The organism is Hyphomicrobiaceae bacterium (genome assembly GCA_041397645.1).
GTDB lineage: Bacteria > Pseudomonadota > Alphaproteobacteria > Rhizobiales > Hyphomicrobiaceae > Hyphomicrobium_B.
Window position 1 is genome coordinate 1,443,120 of the sequence record JAWKWE010000004.1, and the last position, 16,972, is coordinate 1,460,091.

Genomic DNA, 16,972 nt, shown 5'->3' on the forward strand with positions numbered 1-16,972 from the left:
CAATCCTCAAGCCGCACGAGGCCGGATGACCCGGGCAACTGCCAGCGTAAGCAGCGCCAATGCGACGAAGAACAGAGCAAACCAGCTTTCGCTGGCGGCAAAGCCGGCCGCACCGGCCCAGAAAATCGACGAAAATGCTTCGCAGAACGTAGCCGAGCGTGATGCAACCTGACGCCGCCTGAACAAAGAACGTTTGGCAGTAACCTTAAACCACATCTGGATGATGATCGAAGCGCCACCGGCGAGCGCGATGCCGACGGCGCTGACCAGAGCCCCCCATGTGGATGAGAATGCAAGCGCTAGCACGAAGGGCGCAGAGCCCGCGGCTATGACGGTCAACACTGCTTCCACCTTGGCCCGCAACTGCTGACGCGGCGATAGCGGAGCGGTAGAAACCAAGTCGTGCGCATCCTCTCCTGAAAGCGCTAGCCACGACAGTCCGCCCGCAAGTTGGCCGAACGCCATCACCAAAACGGGCGCGAGGATCACATCCACGCTTTGATCTGCGCGCAAGTCTTTATAAAGCAACAGCGCCGCAGGAATGAGGTAGAGGATCTGCATCAAGGTCTGCGATATGAGCCAGGGATCGCGGGCCAGGAGCATCCACTCTTTATGACGCAATGCTTGAGCCGTGGAGCGTCGAATGAACCGGCGCTCGCGAGCCCCGCCATTGACGACTTGCGCGTCGTCAGAAACGCCGGCGGCGGCGACGGCGTGATCTGAAAAGCGCGATGCATAATAGGCAATGGCTAAGGTCAGAATGGCAAACGCAGCAGCCATCATGAGAAGAGCAGCGTGCCAGTCGCCGAGCAGCGCATGGGCCGGAAGCCAGAAAAGGCTGTCAGGAGCTGGCGCCAACGATTGAACTAGAGGGGATTGCAGCACGGCCATGCGCGAGAAGTTGTCGTACATCAACACGGCAGCAATCTGCAGCGCGATGATCAACGACGCGCCCACGACAGCCGCTGTGATCTGCGCGATGAGGCGCGTCACTTTGGGACCCAGCATCTTGAACAGAACCATGGATGCGACCAGGGCCAGCGCGGTGGCGATGGCGCTCATGGCGGCGATGACGACATAGCCCGCCAGCCAGCGTGGCCCATCGATCAAGATTGCCATGTTGAGGAAGGGCGCAATAAGCGTCGACGTCATCAGCGCGCTGGTTGCCGAGATTGCGACGATACGCACAGCAAACAAGTGCTGCGCGGGCGCGGGCGAAGACAGTATGAGATCCAGATCGGCGCGTGCGTAAAAAGCCCGCGTGACATGCTCAATGGCCTGCGAGAGCATCATCGAGAAGGTAGTTGCCATCGTGGCGGTCAGAACGATGAGTGTCGCGACATCCGGTTTGACGCCGCTAGCCAGCAAAGGTGACAGCACAAGATAGGCAAACCAGTGCAGACCCGCGACGAAAGCAAGCACGAACAAGGTAACGATGCGCTCACGTGCGGTTCGTCCGCCCGCCATCATGGCGGCCCAGTCGCGCCACGCCAGATTGATCTCGTGGCGCGCGAACCACGCCAATGTGTGCGCGTGCGTCATGCGGCTGTTGCGCTCTCATCAGCGACAAGCGTGAGGAAGATCTCTTCCAATGTTCCGCCATCTTGGCCGGATTGTTGGCTGAGCTCGGCGAGCGTGCCTTGCGCAATCAGCCTTCCGTTGTTGATAACGCCGATCCGTTCGGCCATGCGCTCTGCCACATCGAGAATGTGGGTCGTCATGATGACTGTTGCGCCTGCGGCGACGCGATCCTTCAGCACCGCTTTGACCTGACGCGCGGAAGCGGCGTCAAGGCCCGTCAATGGCTCGTCGAGAATGATGAGTTGAGGGTCGTGGATCAAAGCTCCTGCGAGCGCTACTTTCTGGCGCATACCCTTTGACAGGCCGTTGCAGCGCGTTGCTGCGTGGGGAGCAAGGCCCAGGATGTCTATAAGGTGGCGTGCCTCGCGTTCTGCCTTTCCAGCATCCATCGCCCACAGACCGGCTACGAACTCGAGATATTCAAACGGATCAAGTTTGTCATAGATCAGCGGCTCGTCGGGAACCCACGCCATGATGGTCTTTGCCTCGATCGGCTTACGCAACGCGTCGATGCCGCAGATCGAGATCTCTCCCGCGTCAGGCTTCAGCAGACCGGCGACCATGCGCAGCGTCGTGGTCTTGCCTGCGCCGTTGGGACCAAGGAGCGCATAAAACTCACCGCGCGCGATGGTCAGCGAAAGGTCATTCACCGCGGGTTTGGCGAAGACTTTGCGCAGGTTCCGGATTTCGAGGGCGGGGGGAGATGCAACATCTGTCATGCGAGACGCGAGACCATCAACACGCTGTTAACAAATTCACTTGCCTCGAAGCTAGCGCGTTCGTGTTGAGTAAGCGTGAAAATCGCAAACTATTCCCACAGTGTTAACGCGGCTGCGTGCGCAGCGCACGTCGCTCCCGATGGACCATGTAGAGTCCGGCGGATGTTAAGATGGCGATCCCGAGCATCTGCACGCGATCGGGTGTTTCATTCCATATTGCCCATCCCGATAACAGGGCGAATAAAATGACGGCATAGCGAAACGGCGCGACGATGCCGACATCGCCCGCGCGCATCCCCACTATGATTAGGGCATATGCAAGCGTCAGAAACGCGCCGCACAGCATCAATAGCACGCACTCTCGCAATTCGGGCACGACCCAGGATTCGAAAGGCGCGAGCAACAGTCCGGCGGGTGCGGTGATTGCAGCTGACATAAGCGTCAATGTGAGGGTTGGGACGCTGGCGGGGATCTGACGTGTGATGAGATCTCGTGCTGCAACCAGCGCGACGGAAACAAGAAGGATGACCGTGGCGGGAGAAAACGCCGAGGTTCCCGGACGTGCGATGAGCATTACGCCGACGAGTCCGATCAACGTCGCGAGCCAGCCCCGCCAGCCTATGGGCTCCTTAAGAACGATCGCCGCCGCGGCTGTTATCGCCAGCGGGGTGAACTGGGCAAGCGCCGTCACGTCGGCAATCGGCATGGCAAGAAGTGCGGTCAGGAACGTCAATGTCGAGAAGGCTTCCGCTGCCATGCGCCAGCCAAGCAGCCGCTTTGGAGCGGTCTCGGGAAGTCTCAGTCCGCCGATGATTGCGGCGAATCCCAGGATATAGATCGTTGCGGCCGTATTGCGCAGCAGGATCAACTCGCCCAGCGGTATCTTTTCACCGACAAGCTTCACGCATGTGTCGTTGGCGACGAAGAATGCCATTGAACCCAGCATCGCAAGTATGCCGGTTAAGTTGCTGTGCCTCATGTGAGAGCGCGAAATAGACATGGGAGCGTAAAGCTATTGTATGGAAGCGGCAGGATAAGCGAGCTCTTCTCGCGCGTTTCAATGTAGGCAAAAGCGGCATTCTAGCGTTCGCCAGATAAAGCAGGAGAAAAACTGGATTACTGCCCACCGGTTGACACGGGAGCCGTAGAGCCCGGCATAGGCGCTTGCGGTTCAGGGCTCGCAGTTTGCGGGTGCGGATGCTCGGCGGGAGTTTCTGGCTTGACCTCCGGCTTTCGATCGGGAAGGCACGCAGCCTTTATCCGCATTTCGGAGATCTCGCGCCCTTCCTTGCTGGTGCGCTCGCTGTAGGGCAGGAAGGACAGCTTCGTCATTTTGTAAAGTTCGTTAGTGAATGTAGCCCCGCAATCAAGCACGAGTTGATGCATCGTATTGTAGTCGCAGCGGGTGAGTTCAGCGGCGCCATCGCCTTGCGCAATGCGCACGTCGTAGGCCTTGGTAAGACAGCGGTCGACGTTTGCCATGGCGGCGACCAGGCCATCCTCATAGTATTTTTCCAAGCCTGAGATCATGTGCTCGCCCGTCACTTCGCGGATGGCGAAGATATTCTGCATAACGTTCTTGTTCCAATCGACGTAGGCTTCGTCGTAGGCCCGCTTTCGATAGCGCAATTCGTCGATATCGGCGCCGCGTCTGATGGCGGAGGCAACCAGACCTGAGCGTGTGCGCCGCTCGTAAACAAGATGCACCAGCGTTTCAATCGATTGCCGCCGGGCTTGATACTTGGCGTATGCCTGACCCAACCAGGCACCGACTGATGCGGTGATGACGCCGTTGAGTACTGCGGAGAAAAGCGCGAAGGCGATGAGCTGACGGCGCGTGAGTCGCGCGTACTTCAGCAATGCGCGTGCCATTCCCTCTCCCGCCCTTGTCAGGTCCAGCCCCGTAACCCTGCCGCAGTCCCCAATTGGCAGAGATTGATAATCAGCCGCCGGTCACGCTCATGTGACGAGCTATAGCTGGTTTGCTGCGTGCCCTGTCGATGATGAAATCGTGTCCCTTCGGTTTGTGCGCGATCGCATCACGGATGGCGTCGTACAGCGGGGCGTTGTCGCCGGAAGCCCGCAGAGGCGCGCGCAGATCGGCGGCGTCCTCCTGGCCGAGGCACATAAACAGCGTACCCGTGCAGGTGAGACGCACACGATTGCAGCTTTCGCAGAAATTGTGCGTCATTGGCGTGATAAAGCCAAGTCGCCCGCCGGTCTCCTTGACTTTGACATAGCGGGCGGGCCCGCCCGTGCGATAGGGGATGTCTTCCAGCGTCAAGCGATCCATGAGACGGGCGCGGACAACCGAGAGCGGCAGGTATTGATCCGTGCGGTCTCCGTCAATGTCGCCGAGCGGCATTGTCTCGATCAGCGTCAGGTCCGCGCCACGCCCGTGCGTGTAACGGATCATCTCCTCGATTTCGTCCTCGTTGACGCCTTTGAGCGCAACAGCGTTGATCTTGACGGCAAGGCCTGCCTTCTGCGCTGCCCCCCAACCTTCGAGTACGCCGCCGAGCTCTCCCCAGCGGGTGATGGCGCGGAACTTGTCGGGATCGAGCGTGTCGATGGAGATATTTACGCGCTTAACGCCGACAGCTTTGAGGTCCGCGGCATATTTGGCGAGCTGGCTGCCATTGGTCGTCAGTGTCAGCTCGTCGAGCGCACCGCTATCCAAATGACGGCCAAGCTGTTTGAACAGCCACAGAATGTTCTTGCGCACCAGCGGTTCGCCGCCAGTGATGCGCAGCTTGCGGACGCCGAGGTGGACGAAAGCGGTGCACAGCCTGTCGAGTTCCTCCAAAGTGAGCAGATCCTTCTTCGGCAGGAAGGTCATGTGCTCCGACATGCAATAGACGCAACGGAAATCGCAGCGATCGGTGACAGATACGCGCAAGTATTCGATCCCGCGGCCGAAGGGGTCGATCAGGGGACGAACGGAGTCCATTGTTGCGCTTTCGCTGTTCATTTGCCGTCTCTACGAGAGTTTCTAGAGTTTCTAGAGTTTCTAATATTGAGCCCCCCGTCTTATGGCGCAACCCCTGTCCAAGGGGAAGCGGTAACGGGACAAAGCCGTCTAACGCGACCGCAGTCAGCCAATTGCGCATAATGCGCCGCAATAAGGACTTAACTTGGAATTTTGTGCTCAATTCGGCGTCTAAAAGTGCATCAGGCGCTCTTGCGGACCGATCCCAGCGGTCCCAACACGGTTTCGATCAGTGTAGCGATACCCGTAACGTCGTTAAGCTCAAGCACGGGCTTGCCGTGGCCGTCGAGTTCGTAGTCAGCGGCAATGCCAATCACGAGTGGATCGGTGGCGGCGAGGAGGCGGTCGCCTGCTACGGTTTGACGGCGAACCTCGATCTTGGGAATGAGTGCCGACTTGAAGCCCTCAACGAAGATGACGTCGGCAGGTTTCAGCCGCTGCGCCACATCTTCAAGAGAGGGTTCGCCGCGCGTATCGATCTCTTCGATCAACGCCACCCGCGAGCCGGAGACAATGGCGGTTTCGCTGGCACCCGCCCTGCGATGACGCGCGGTGTCGCTATCAGGTTTGTCGATATCGAACTTATGATGCGTGTGCTTGATGGTTGCCACCCGCAAGCCCCTCTGAGCGAAATATGCCGCCAGCTTTTCGATGAGCGTTGTCTTGCCTGCGTTCGACCAGCCAGCGATGCCGATCATGGGCGTGGACGTGTTGGATGAATGATCAGCCATTGGTTTGTTCCTTGGAAGATGTTGTCCGGTCTAGAAGGGCATGGGCTCTGGCAAGGTCTTTGGGCGTATTTGCGTTGAAGAATGGGTCCACGTCCAGCCCAGCCATAGTGACAGGGGCGAAGGGAACCGCAACCGCCTCATGCAGGCGAGCGAACTTTTCCACGCTGCGGCGCCCCTCGGTCAGCGCGATTTCCAGACTTTTTCGCAGGCTCAACGGCCAAAGCCCGATGACAGGATGCAGGCGGTCGAAACTGGAAGCAATGGCGACACCGCCTCGGGAAGCCATAGCCAGGCGCGCAACAAGGTCCTCGGGTAGGAAGGGCGTATCGGTGGAGACTGTTGCGAGGGAAGTTATGTCGTCTGACAGGCTCTCAGCCCATAGCATTGCGGCGAGCAGGCCAGATAATGGACCCTGACCGACTTCGCCAGCGTCGGCAATTACATCCAGTCCGAAGCGTGCGAAGCGCTGCGGGTCTCCGTTGGCGTTGATGACGACTTGCGGCACTTGAGGCGCCAAACGGCCGATGACGTGGTGGATCATCGGCTGGCTGGCCAGATCCGCAAAGCTTTTGTCGCCACCAACAGGGCTTTCGGGAAACATGCGGCGACCGCCGCCGCCCGCCAGGATCACGCCTGCAATAGATCGGGTATCTGTCATGGGCAGAAAGTAGCAAGGTGGACGAACCGCCTTCAAGCCGGTGATCGAGCGCCGTGGTCACATTCTTTAACGTCGGGGTGGCGTTAAACGTCTGGTTGGCGCGGCAGAGAGACCCTTGCGCAGCGCGGCCGATGGGCTCATCTAAGCGCCAAAGTTATGCGGCGTCGATATTTGCGCCGGACGATCCAGGAGACGATGGTGATGGGAATCGAGAAGTCCGAGATTATGAATGCCTTGCGCCGGGTACGCGGACCAGATCTCGAAAGCAATATCGTCGATCTTGGGCTTGTCTCCGAAGTCATGATCAAGGACGACCGCGTTTACTTCGCGATCACCGTTCCGGCGGCACGCGCCGCTGAGCTTGAAGAGCTGCGCCAAGCCGCCGAGAAGGTAGTGTCGGATGTCAAAGGCGTCTCGGGGGTTACGGCCGTGCTGACGGCGGAAGCCGCTCCCGGAACGACCCAAAGCGCTGGTGCCGGGGTTACCAGTATGCAGGAGCATCGCCGTGTGCAGGAAGCGCGTCAGCGCGGGCTTGCAGGCGATGGAGCTGGTCCGCGAAAAGCGGCTGCTCAGCCCGCCGGAGGCACCACGCGCCGGATAGAACCTATTCCCGGTGTCAAGCACGTGATTGCGGTCGCGTCCGGCAAAGGTGGCGTCGGTAAATCAACCACGGCGGTTAATCTGGCGCTTGGTCTGCAGGCTCTTGGCCTGAAGGTCGGAATCGTAGATGCCGACATTTACGGTCCTTCGCAGCCCAGGTTGTTGGGTGTTTCTGGCCAGCCGCGCGTAGGTAAGGGCAAGACGATTGAGCCGCTCATGGGTTGGGGCCTCAAAGTCATGTCCATGGGCTTTCTGGTCGATGAGGGAACGCCTGTCGTGTGGCGTGGCCCGATGGTTGTGTCCGCTCTGAACCAGATGCTGAGGGAAACGGCGTGGGCTGGCGATGACGGAGATCTCGACATTCTTGTCGTCGATATGCCGCCCGGTACAGGCGACGTACAACTCACCATTTCCCAGGCTATCCCCCTTGGAGGCGCGGTGATCGTCTCCACGCCACAGGATCTCGCGCTCATCGATGCGCGCAAAGGGCTGGCAATGTTCCAGCGGGTTGAGGTGCCGGTCCTCGGTATAATCGAGAACATGAGCTACTTCTCCTGTCCTTCGTGTGGCACGCGCTCCGACATCTTCGGACATGGCGGCGCCCGGGATGAAGCGTTGAAGCTCGGCGTGCCCTTCCTCGGGGAGGTGCCGCTGCACATGGATATCCGCGCCAAATCGGATGCTGGAAAGCCTGTTGTGGCTACTGAGCCCGAGAGTCTTTATGCACAGATCTACCGCGATATAGCCGCCAAGGTCTGGACGGAGTTGGAGCGGGCGCAGGGCACTCTGACGCCGCCGCCGGTTCTCGACATCGTCGAAGAAGGACACACTCTTAAGGCTGCATTCCCTGATGGCCGAACCTTCGAGCTTCCCGCCGAAATGCTGCGTGTGATGAGCCCTTCAGCTGAAGTGCAGGGACATTCGCCCGATCAACGCATCACGGTGGCGCGCAAGAAGAACGTCCGCATCAGCGGACTGACTGGCGTGGGCAACTACGCCACGCGCATCGCCTTCGACGACGGGCACAACACCGGCCTTTATACCTGGGGCTATCTGCATTTGCTGGGCAAAGAGAAAGACCAACGCTGGAAAGGTTATCTCGACGAACTCGCCACAAAAGGGCTCACGCGCGAGTAGATGCCTTCGAGCGGCTAGGATGACTGTATTTATGGCGAAATTGCCCTAACGTGTACGGCGCTATCGCGCTGGGCGCGAGAAGAATGTACGATTTCGACGCGCTTTGCGGGAATAACGATTATTCTAACACGTTCTTATTTTCACATGCCGTGTGCTGCGTTTTTCTTCCGGCGGCTTTTTCAAAGGGATTGGAACATGGCTCAGAGCAATCCATTTTCGAACACAGACATTTCAAGCGTGGAGGGTCTTGCTCACAGCCTCCACCGCGCCAGCCAGTACATGGACGATTTGTTTGCCGCCGCCAGCGCGGGTCAGGACCTGACGGCACGCCAACTTGTGGTTCTGGAAATCGTCGCGCGCGAAGATCGACCTAGTCAAACCAATATTTGCGAGCGATCCGGAATCGACCGTTCGACAATCGCCGACATGGTACGCCGCTTGGTTAAGAAGGGCTATCTAGCCCGCCGCCGCTCGCGGGCCGACGCGCGGCGATACGCTGTGCAACTGACCGATGAGGGCCGCCAAGTGCTCGAACGTGCCCTCCCGATCGCCCATGATGTCGAACTCAAGATCGCCCAGCGGCTGCCGGAAAAGCAGCGTCAGCAGTTTATTGCTGCTCTGCGGTGCCTTCTGGAAAAGCCAGAGAGCGGCGCAGAGGCTACGTGACGCTACGGGCGAGAGATCCGGACCGCCTCGTCGTGGCGGTCGTTGATGGACGATAAGGGACGCGCAAAACTTGGCTTGTGCGTCCGATGGTGCCTGCAACCGAAGATGGGCGTGCCTAAGAGCGCGGGCGTGATACACATCCGCTCATGCTCGAAACGCTGAAGCGCAACTCCGTCCCCCTCATCGTCGCCACGGCGCTGTTCATGACCAATCTGGACGCGACGGTGCTGTCGACGTCACTGCCAGCGATTGCGCGAGACCTAGGCCTCAATCCCATTCATCTCAAGCTTGCCCTGACCACCTATCTGCTGGCGCTTGCGGTGTTCATTCCGGCATCGGGCTGGGCCGCCGACCGATTCGGTCCCAAGAACGTGTTTCGCGCCGCCATGGTGGTGTTTGCGATGGGATCGATCTTCTGCGGATTGGCGTCGGATCTGGCCACGCTGGTCGCCAGCCGGGTCGTGCAGGGTATCGGAGGCGCGATGATGATGCCGGTCGGTCGCCTGATCGTCTGGCGTAGCGTGCCCAAGTCAGAGATCATCGCCGCCGCCGCATGGCTTACGATTCCCGCGCTCATGGGCCCTGTTTTGGGGCCTCTGCTCGGCGGTTTCATCTCTACATATTTCAACTGGCGCTGGATCTTCTGGATCAACGTCCCGGTGGCGGCGCTGGGCATATTCCTGGTTTGGCGCTTCATCCCGGACATACGCATTACGCAGCGAGAGGACTTCGATGTGAAGGGCTTTTTGCTGGTGGGGCCCGGGCTGTCGATGTTCCTGACGGGCGCGACGCTGCTCGGGCTAGATCTTGTCACGCGCGAGACCGTTATTCTGCTGTTGCTGGCCGGTGCTGGGCTCATGGTTGCTTACGTCTGGCACGCGCTGTCGGTTGAAAAGCCGCTCATAGACTTGCGCCTGCTACGAATTCCGACGTTCTTTGCAGGTGTGATGGGAGGCTTCTTGTTCAGAACCGGCATCGGCGCGGCGCCATTTCTGCTGCCGCTGCTGTTTCAGGAGGGCTTTGGGCTGACGCCGTTTCAGTCCGGTTTGCTGATCTTTGCGACCGGAATTGGCTCAATGTTCATGAAGACCCAGGCCGCGCGAATCTTGCGACGGTGGGGCTATCGCAAAGTGCTCATTGCCAATGCGCTGGTGGCGGCGGTGTTTTCTTCGCTCCCCGCCTTCTTCAGTGCCGCGACCCCCTCGCTCCTGATCAGTATGATCTTCCTGTTCGGCGGCCTGTCGCGGTCTTTGCAGTTTACCGGCCTCAATACGCTGTCTTTTGCGGACGTTCCGGAAGAGAAGTTGTCGCGGGCGACCAGCTTTGCCTCCGTTGTGCAAGAGCTGTCGGGTGCCGTGGGGGTGTCAATTGCAGCCCTCGCGCTTGAAATCAACATGCGGATCGACGGCACAACCGCGATGACGCCGTCAATATTCCCTCCAGTGTTCCTTGCCATCGCGGTGATCTCGGGCCTGTCCGCCGCTTTGTTCGCCTGGAAGCTTGATCCGAATGCGGGTGCGGTGCTGCTGGTCAGACCGGGCTCAAAGCCAGACGTAGCGGAGGAAAAGTCGGCCGATGCCCGGGCTTGAAACTGAGCACGCGCGACGCACCAACAGTGCGGGCATTGCAAAGAGAGCCGCGTTTCCGGAACGACCGGAAACGCGGCTCCTTGCTTTGAGCTGATCTGCTGGATGGCTCAGATTGGTATGGGGCGTCAGACGGCGCAGCGCTCTCCCGGCTCGCATGAACCGCGAGCCGGTGTTGGAGCGCCTTGCGTGGCGATTGCCGCCTGTTAAGCCGCCTTGGCCTCGCGCCTGCGAGGGGCCGCCTTCGCGCGCACCTTCTCGGACTGTACAGCCGGAAGGAACACGACGTCGGAGGCCCGCGTCTTCTGGATCGCGGCCTCGCGCGCCGAGAAGGCATCCGCCAGGGCGAACATGGCGGCATGCGGGTCAAGCCCGGCGCAACCACGTACGTCCACCGCGACGAACCCGTTTCGGGGGCTCGCCTGGAACGACAGATGTCCAATACCCAGCACGGCTACGCCTGAAAGCGTGCCGTCAGCGAGGCGGCTGATCTCGATGGCGCGCGGCTGCTTGCCGAGCACTGCGAGCGCAACCTTGAGCGCGCGCTCAGCCGACTTCACGTCGCTGAGCCGCGAGGCTCCATGCAGATCAATGAAAAGGTTCCGTCCTGAACCCTTGATGCCTGGAGCAGCGGTAACCGCGACAGGCTCGTTGCGCACATCGGACGCAACTTCACAGTGATCTTCCTTTTGGGCGGTGCTTGAACGAGTCAAGTCCATCCCCAATTGGAAGAGGGCGTCATTATAGGCCATAAGACCCTCCCCAACCAGCAGACAGCGTTTGACTCGCCCGCTCCTTACCTCATTGGTTCTGGAAAACCTCGACCATGCTGGCAGGTGGACAGACGAGAGAGGCTGCATATGAGGCCAGTCGCCCCCCCATGCAAGACCTTTTTTGCCCCTCGGCACATTTTTTTTTGTCGCGTGTTTACACAGACTTAATCAACGCGTTGTCACGAGCCGGTAAGGTGCCAGTAGCGGTCGCTTGAAGGTGCCTCGTGCGGTAGTTTTGTGACAAAAAAATGCGCGCTACTGCTTGAACAGATTGTTGAGCAGATCTTTAGTTTTGACGGAACCCGTCGAGCCGTTCTTTCCCAACAACTCGTTCGCAATCTCGTTGGCGTTCTTGCCTTTGAACTTCTTTCCGAGCTGCTTGACCGTATCGACGACCTTGTCGGGATTGGAAAGGATGCCCTTCAGATCCGGCTCGATCTTGGGCTTCTCCCAAGATCCTGAGATGTGCACGGGCACTTCGAGCCCAGAAAGATCCGATTGGCCCTTCTGGCCCTCCAGGCTCGCGACGAGCTTCGGCTTTACCATGTAATCGACCGTGCGCTGGGGCAACGGGATCGTTCCGGCGCCCGTCACTCGCAGCAGTGGGCTCGTCATGCGCAGATCTTGGTTCTGGGCCACGCCGTTGGTGATGGTGAAGCTGGCTGCCAGCTCGCTGAAGTCCGTCTTTTCGGACGGCGCCTGATTGAGCGCGGAGAGGTCGCCCTGGCTCAATCCGCGAATGGCGCCGGGTAAATTGAAGCCGACGATAGCGCCGTCACTGAACTTGAAGTCTGCTTTGCCGTTTAGCGCCTCGACCATCTGAAGCTGGTTAGCGCCCCGGGTTGCAAGTTGCAACGCGAGCTGTGCCTTGCCTGCCAGCCAGTTCATGTTGGCGGCGTCGCGCAAGAACGGCTGCGCGGACAAACCGTCGAGTGTGAAATTCGCACCAATTCCTGGCGCCTTTCCGGTCGCGTCCACGTTGACGAAGCCTTTGCCCTGACCTTCATAGAGCTGGACGTTGTCAAAGGTCGTCTTGAGCACCTTGCTCTTCAAGGCCAGCGTAAGGGCAGACTGTCCAACCTTGATGTTTTGAAACAGCAGTCGCCCGACGCGCAGCTTGGCATCCGCGTCGGCGACACCGAGCAGGCTGAGATCAATGGGCTCGTTCGACCAGCCCGCGCGGCTCGTGTAGCCCTGCACGCGGGGGCCATTAGCGGGATTGTTGTTCAGCAGCTGCTCAATGGCGTCTTTGCCTGCTTTCGTTGCAGGCGCAGGTTGACTGTCGCCGCCACCGGATGTTTGGCCGGCAGCTGGTTGTCCTGCTCCAGATCCGAGATACTTGTTGAGGTCGAGTTCCGAGATTTGGAGGTTGGCTTGAACGTAGGGACGTGCGCCACCCGTCGTGACCTTGGCATTGCCTTTGGCCGTCGCGCCGTCGAGAGTTATATTTGCGCCCGTGAGGCTGGTGACGTTTCCATCTGTCTTGAGATTGCCCGCAATCGACAAAGGTCCAAGCCCGGCGACGTTCGGGACGCTCGTGCCGAGCCAATTGGCAAGACCTTTCACAGATGTGCTCGACAGATTCATGCGACCTTCCAGATCAGCACCGTCGCCAACCTGCAGGGCGCCATCATAACTGGCGTTGATGTGCTGGTTGACAGCTGTGAACACGAGCCGTGCCGGCTTCTCCTCCAAGACCATGCGCACAGGCGAGACACGCCCGTTGAAGTCAGTCTTTTGCCCATGCCAGGAGAAGTCTCCAGCCGCGGACAAGGCGCTGCTCAGCGACTTCAGATTGAGCTTCATGTTTACAGCGGTGATCGCCTGCGACTGACCGGTACGCTCGTCAGTGTAGCGCAACGTGCCATCCTCGACTCGCACGTCGTCGAGTTCCAGGTGCTCGACTTCGGAGAGTTTCGTGGGCAGTCGAATGCCAGGCTTACGCGCCGCAACGCCGGGAACGTCCGTCGCTGTCGCATCTGAACCGGTTGTTCCGGCCTGAGCGTAGCGTGTGAAACCTTCCGATTGCGCGAAGGTCCAGTTCTTCACGCCCTGCCTGTCGATGCGCAGATCGAACACCGGTTGGCGCAGAATGAGTCTGCGAACTTCGACTTGCCGATTGATAAGCGGCATCGTTTTGATGTTGACGTCGAGTTCCTTCATGCTGACCAGCGTTGCTGGCGAGCCCGGCGGTCCCGACAGCGTGACGTCGTGGAGCCGCACACCAAGACCCGGATAGAACGAGAAAGCGGCAGGTCCAGCGACGATCAAATCGCGACCGGTTTTCTCCTTCACCTGCTGCGCAATGGTCTGACGGATAAGGTCGCTGGGGGGATTGAGGATCAGATATCCGACGCCCGCGCCTACGATCACGAAGACGAACATGAAGGCGTAGAGCACGAAGCTCAACAGACCGCTGCCCTTGCGCGACGCCTTCTTGGATGCGCGACCACGCCGCGGCGCTTGCTGCATGTTCGGCGGCGGCGGCCCCCGGCGCACAGGCGGCATCGGCCCGCGCTCTGCGCTCGGCCTATAGGTCGAGAGCGGCGGCGGTGAGGGTGGTCGTTGATTAGGCATCGGATTTGTCTCGGACTTTATAGTAAACGGCGCGCCGGAACGGCCTGCACCGCACATTTCGGTTTGATTCTCTATCGCCGACGATTATGTCACTGCAAAGCCAATGGCTTCCAGCGTCAATCATGGCCTTTTCCACCGGCGGCCCGATAAAGTGATGTTCGCTGAAGGTGTCGAGACGCATCAAATGGGGCGATGTTGCCGCAGTTGCGATCATATTCGCGCCAAACCTTACGATATGGTCCGCCAAACACGCCGAGAAACGGAGCAGCTCAATATGTCGATTAAGCGTTACTACGTACAATCAGCCGCGGCTGTCTGCCTTTCGGTGCTGTCTGCCTTGTGGGGCACGTCCGCCATGGCTGCCTCGTGCGGCAATACCAGCGCGGGTTTTTCGTCTTGGCTTTCCGATTTCAAAAAGCGAGCTGCTGCGAACGGAATTTCATCGCGGACCATCAACAGTGCGCTTGCCGGCGTCACCTACGATAGCAGGGTGATCCACTACGATCGCAACCAGCATTCTTTCAAGCTTTCGTTCGATCAATTTTATCGTCGCCGGGTCGATAGCGCGATGATCGCCAAGGGCCGGCGATTGATGAAAACACATGCGAGCACCTTAAATGCTGTTGAGAAGCGCTTTGGTGTTCCCGGTGCCGTCGTAGTCGCGATCTGGGGATTGGAAACGGCATATGGTGCGCAGAAGGGTGGCGGGTTCTCCATTGTGCGTTCACTCGCGACACTGGCTTACGATTGCCGGCGTTCGGACTTCTTCGAGAACCAGCTGCTCGCTTCGCTCAAGATTATCGATCGCGGAGATATGTCTGCGAAGGCGTTGGTGGGAGGTTGGGCAGGCGAGATCGGCCAGACTCAGTTCTTGCCGGCCGCATATGTCAAATACGCCGTCGACTTCGACGGGAACGGGCATCGCGATCTCATTCACAGCTCGGCGGACGTGCTTGCCTCGACCGCGAACTTCCTCAAGGGTCATGGCTGGCAGCGTGGTCAGGGCTGGGGTCCGGGGACGGCCAACTACAACGTTATCCGTGAGTGGAACAAGGCTGAGGTTTACGTCAAAACGATCTCGGTCATGGCTGACAAGCTCGACGGCCGCTGAGCATCTTAAGTGTTGCCGCATTCATTTCTGGGGTAATCGCTCGATAAGTAAGCAATTATTTCCGCTTGCGTAGTCCGATTGATTAACCCGCCGACGGCTATCCTTCTGTATGCGCCCCTGCGGCGGCGCGTGGAATCGGTCGGCAGACTTTGAAATGAGCCTTCAACAACTCAGCTATCTGGAACGGCGCGCATTTGGGCGCCGTCCCACAAACATTCAGGCGAAATTGCGCATCGGTTATCGCTACCTGGATTGCATCATCAAGGACCTGTCGGAAGGCGGCGCGCGGTTGGAACTCGATGCCAACTTAGATCTTCCGGCGCGGTTTTGGCTGGCTTGGGATGGTCAACCGGAGATCGTGTGCGAGGTACGCCATCAACGCGGCACAGTCGCGGGCGTGCAATTTGCGCGGCCAATTGTGATCGGCACACGCCTAACCGTTGAACCCTCCGCTGATGCCGCCCCGCCCCCAACGACACCGCAGCAGGAAGCGGCTTCGGTCAGCACGTCCGCCGTCGTCGCCAATCGTCGGGCAAGACTGAGAGAAGCCAACGGGCAAGCCGACACGCTCGGCCCTCCGACCGGAAGCGATGCGCTGCACACCTGCGCGGAAAGGCACGCGCTTCCGCGCGACGCATTCGGCATACTTCACGCCATGCGCGTCGAATTGGAGCGGCGAGCAGAGGAGTTCGTCGCGCAACGGGCTGAACACCGGCACACGCCGGTTCCCCTGCCTGCCTATCTCTACACCGGCGCAGTGATTGATCCGCCCTGCACGTCGGTGGAGCAACCTGTTCCGTGTCCGCTCACGCCCTCAGGTTACGGCTCGATCCCTGCCGCATCGATGCTGATGGCAGCGTTGCGCCGGTCCATCGTGACCTGAGTTAAACGAGCTGCACTCAGCTTATTCTCGGTCAGGCGAGTTGCATGCACCAGCTTTGGTTGCAAAAATAGTCGAGAGTCCGCCAAGGTTGTGCCACACGACTCAGCAAGCCATGGGACATGGCCCATCTGTTGTCGTCGTCCCAAAAACTTCAGCGCGCAGCCCTCGCGGCTGTCGCGCTGACTTTTTCTTCGCTTCATCAGCCTGTTAAGGCATATACGCCGACCGAGCCCGCGATTGCTGGTGAAGCTCTCGTGATCGACGGCGACACGCTGGAAGTCGCCGGCCGCCGTATCCGCTTGGAAGGTATCGACGCGCCAGAAATGGCCCAGTCTTGCCAGAGTGATAACGGGGCGGCGTGGCGCTGTGGTCTTGCGGCGCGAAAGATGGTTGTGGAATTGACCCGGGGTCAGACCGTGGCATGTGATCCGGTCGGTCGAGACAAATACAGCCGCACCCTGGCGATCTGCTTTGTGGAGGGGGAGAGCATCAACGCGGCTCTCGTCAAGGCGGGGTTGGCGCGCGCATTTGTGAAGTACTCGAAAATGTACGTTGCCGAGGAGGAGGAGGCACGCAGCGCGCATCGCGGGCTTTGGCAAGCCGACAACCTTGCGCCGTGGGACTACCGGCACGGACGCTGGCAATCCGCCGAAGTTCACGCTCCCAACGGTTGCGCCATTAAGGGCAACATCTCGTCTAAGGGCATGATTTACCACGCGCCTTGGAGCGCCTGGTACGACAAGGTGAAGATCGACGAGGCGCGGGGTGAACGCTGGTTCTGCAGTGAGGCTGAAGCTTTGGCCGCTGGATGGCGCGCTGCACAACAGCGCTAGGTGCCCCGGCGAGGGACGCACTATTTTGGTTCAGCGCACGATTGGATCGCAACCACACCCGCAGAACGTCCGTTGACGTGACGGCGTGTTAGAGTAATAAAAAACTCTCGAAATCACAGTCATCGTTG

15 protein-coding genes are annotated in these 16,972 nt (G+C 59.5%); 6 read left to right on the plus strand and 9 right to left on the minus strand.

The genetic code is table 11. The features are described 5' to 3' along the window. Positions 1-6: 6 nt before the first annotated feature. From R3D51_06615 to mobA, 7 genes are all read right to left on the minus strand, one after another. Positions 7-1,542 (minus strand): permease, encoded by a 1,536-nt coding sequence (locus R3D51_06615; protein ID MEZ5899152.1) that lies wholly within the window; start codon positions 1,540-1,542, stop codon positions 7-9. Then, complete coding sequence (locus tag R3D51_06620) at positions 1,539-2,300, minus strand: ABC transporter ATP-binding protein (protein MEZ5899153.1); 762 nt, start codon at positions 2,298-2,300, stop codon at positions 1,539-1,541. Before R3D51_06620 ends, R3D51_06615 begins: the two co-directional genes overlap by 4 nt. Positions 2,301-2,403: 103 nt before the next feature. Beyond that, a complete protein-coding gene (locus R3D51_06625; GenBank protein MEZ5899154.1) occupies positions 2,404-3,279 on the minus strand; it encodes a DMT family transporter in 876 nt (291 codons plus the stop codon). A gap of 137 nt (positions 3,280-3,416) precedes the next feature. After that, positions 3,417-4,172 carry a hypothetical protein gene (locus tag R3D51_06630; protein MEZ5899155.1) on the minus strand — a complete coding sequence of 252 codons (756 nt, stop codon included), beginning with the start codon at positions 4,170-4,172 and terminating at the stop codon, positions 3,417-3,419. A 70-nt stretch (positions 4,173-4,242) separates the two neighbouring features. After that, positions 4,243-5,271: a GTP 3',8-cyclase MoaA gene (gene moaA, locus R3D51_06635; GenBank protein ID MEZ5899156.1), complete on the minus strand. Its 1,029-nt coding sequence runs from the start codon at positions 5,269-5,271 to the stop codon at positions 4,243-4,245. 200 nt (positions 5,272-5,471) lie between these two features. Then, on the minus strand, positions 5,472-6,020 hold the full coding sequence (gene mobB / locus R3D51_06640; protein MEZ5899157.1) for a molybdopterin-guanine dinucleotide biosynthesis protein B: 549 nt from the start codon (positions 6,018-6,020) through the stop codon (positions 5,472-5,474). Beyond that, complete coding sequence (gene mobA / locus R3D51_06645) at positions 6,013-6,678, minus strand: molybdenum cofactor guanylyltransferase MobA (protein MEZ5899158.1); 666 nt, start codon at positions 6,676-6,678, stop codon at positions 6,013-6,015. Before mobA ends, mobB begins: the two co-directional genes overlap by 8 nt. 201 nt (positions 6,679-6,879) lie before the next feature. Here mobA and R3D51_06650 point away from each other — a divergent pair, with 201 nt between their 5' ends. The 3 genes from R3D51_06650 to R3D51_06660 all read left to right on the plus strand — a co-directional run bounded on the left by R3D51_06650 (position 6,880) and on the right by R3D51_06660 (position 10,670). Then, positions 6,880-8,415 carry a P-loop NTPase gene (locus R3D51_06650; GenBank protein MEZ5899159.1) on the plus strand — a complete coding sequence of 512 codons (1,536 nt, stop codon included), beginning with the start codon at positions 6,880-6,882 and terminating at the stop codon, positions 8,413-8,415. 195 nt (positions 8,416-8,610) lie between these two features. After that, positions 8,611-9,081: a winged helix DNA-binding protein gene (locus R3D51_06655; protein ID MEZ5899160.1), complete on the plus strand. Its 471-nt coding sequence runs from the start codon at positions 8,611-8,613 to the stop codon at positions 9,079-9,081. Between the two features lie 146 nt (positions 9,082-9,227). After that, positions 9,228-10,670 (plus strand): DHA2 family efflux MFS transporter permease subunit, encoded by a 1,443-nt coding sequence (locus tag R3D51_06660; GenBank protein ID MEZ5899161.1) that lies wholly within the window; start codon positions 9,228-9,230, stop codon positions 10,668-10,670. A gap of 203 nt (positions 10,671-10,873) precedes the next feature. Here R3D51_06660 and R3D51_06665 read toward each other — a convergent pair whose 3' ends face one another. Then, entirely contained in the window at positions 10,874-11,419 is a 546-nt protein-coding gene (locus R3D51_06665) for an S-adenosylmethionine decarboxylase (protein ID MEZ5899162.1), read from the minus strand. A gap of 276 nt (positions 11,420-11,695) precedes the next feature. Then, positions 11,696-14,017: an AsmA family protein gene (locus R3D51_06670; protein ID MEZ5899163.1), complete on the minus strand. Its 2,322-nt coding sequence runs from the start codon at positions 14,015-14,017 to the stop codon at positions 11,696-11,698. A 274-nt stretch (positions 14,018-14,291) separates the two neighbouring features. Between R3D51_06670 and R3D51_06675 the strand changes: the two genes are divergently transcribed. The 3 genes from R3D51_06675 to R3D51_06685 all read left to right on the plus strand — a co-directional run bounded on the left by R3D51_06675 (position 14,292) and on the right by R3D51_06685 (position 16,844). Further along, positions 14,292-15,128, plus strand: coding sequence for a lytic murein transglycosylase (locus R3D51_06675; protein MEZ5899164.1), 837 nt, complete (start codon positions 14,292-14,294; stop codon positions 15,126-15,128). Positions 15,129-15,282: 154 nt separating this feature from the next. Further along, on the plus strand, positions 15,283-16,011 hold the full coding sequence (locus tag R3D51_06680; protein MEZ5899165.1) for a PilZ domain-containing protein: 729 nt from the start codon (positions 15,283-15,285) through the stop codon (positions 16,009-16,011). Positions 16,012-16,130: 119 nt separating this feature from the next. Next, positions 16,131-16,844, plus strand: a complete 714-nt coding sequence (locus R3D51_06685) for a thermonuclease family protein (GenBank protein ID MEZ5899166.1) — start codon at positions 16,131-16,133, stop codon at positions 16,842-16,844. Positions 16,845-16,972: the final 128 nt, after the last annotated feature.

Excerpts from the sequence above, each read along its gene's own strand:
- R3D51_06615 (MEZ5899152.1), bottom strand. The coding sequence starts at position 1,542 with ATGACGCACGCGCACACATTGGCGTGGTTCGCGCGCCACGAGATCAAT.
- R3D51_06620 (MEZ5899153.1), bottom strand. The coding sequence starts at position 2,300 with ATGACAGATGTTGCATCTCCCCCCGCCCTCGAAATCCGGAACCTGCGC.
- R3D51_06625 (MEZ5899154.1), bottom strand. The coding sequence starts at position 3,279 with ATGAGGCACAGCAACTTAACCGGCATACTTGCGATGCTGGGTTCAATG.
- R3D51_06630 (MEZ5899155.1), bottom strand. The coding sequence starts at position 4,172 with ATGGCACGCGCATTGCTGAAGTACGCGCGACTCACGCGCCGTCAGCTC.
- moaA (MEZ5899156.1), bottom strand. The coding sequence starts at position 5,271 with ATGAACAGCGAAAGCGCAACAATGGACTCCGTTCGTCCCCTGATCGAC.
- mobB (MEZ5899157.1), bottom strand. The coding sequence starts at position 6,020 with ATGGCTGATCATTCATCCAACACGTCCACGCCCATGATCGGCATCGCT.
- mobA (MEZ5899158.1), bottom strand. The coding sequence starts at position 6,678 with ATGACAGATACCCGATCTATTGCAGGCGTGATCCTGGCGGGCGGCGGC.
- R3D51_06650 (MEZ5899159.1), top strand. The coding sequence starts at position 6,880 with ATGGGAATCGAGAAGTCCGAGATTATGAATGCCTTGCGCCGGGTACGC.
- R3D51_06655 (MEZ5899160.1), top strand. The coding sequence starts at position 8,611 with ATGGCTCAGAGCAATCCATTTTCGAACACAGACATTTCAAGCGTGGAG.
- R3D51_06660 (MEZ5899161.1), top strand. The coding sequence starts at position 9,228 with ATGCTCGAAACGCTGAAGCGCAACTCCGTCCCCCTCATCGTCGCCACG.
- R3D51_06665 (MEZ5899162.1), bottom strand. The coding sequence starts at position 11,419 with ATGGCCTATAATGACGCCCTCTTCCAATTGGGGATGGACTTGACTCGT.
- R3D51_06670 (MEZ5899163.1), bottom strand. The coding sequence starts at position 14,017 with ATGCCTAATCAACGACCACCCTCACCGCCGCCGCTCTCGACCTATAGG.
- R3D51_06675 (MEZ5899164.1), top strand. The coding sequence starts at position 14,292 with ATGTCGATTAAGCGTTACTACGTACAATCAGCCGCGGCTGTCTGCCTT.
- R3D51_06680 (MEZ5899165.1), top strand. The coding sequence starts at position 15,283 with ATGAGCCTTCAACAACTCAGCTATCTGGAACGGCGCGCATTTGGGCGC.
- R3D51_06685 (MEZ5899166.1), top strand. The coding sequence starts at position 16,131 with ATGGCCCATCTGTTGTCGTCGTCCCAAAAACTTCAGCGCGCAGCCCTC.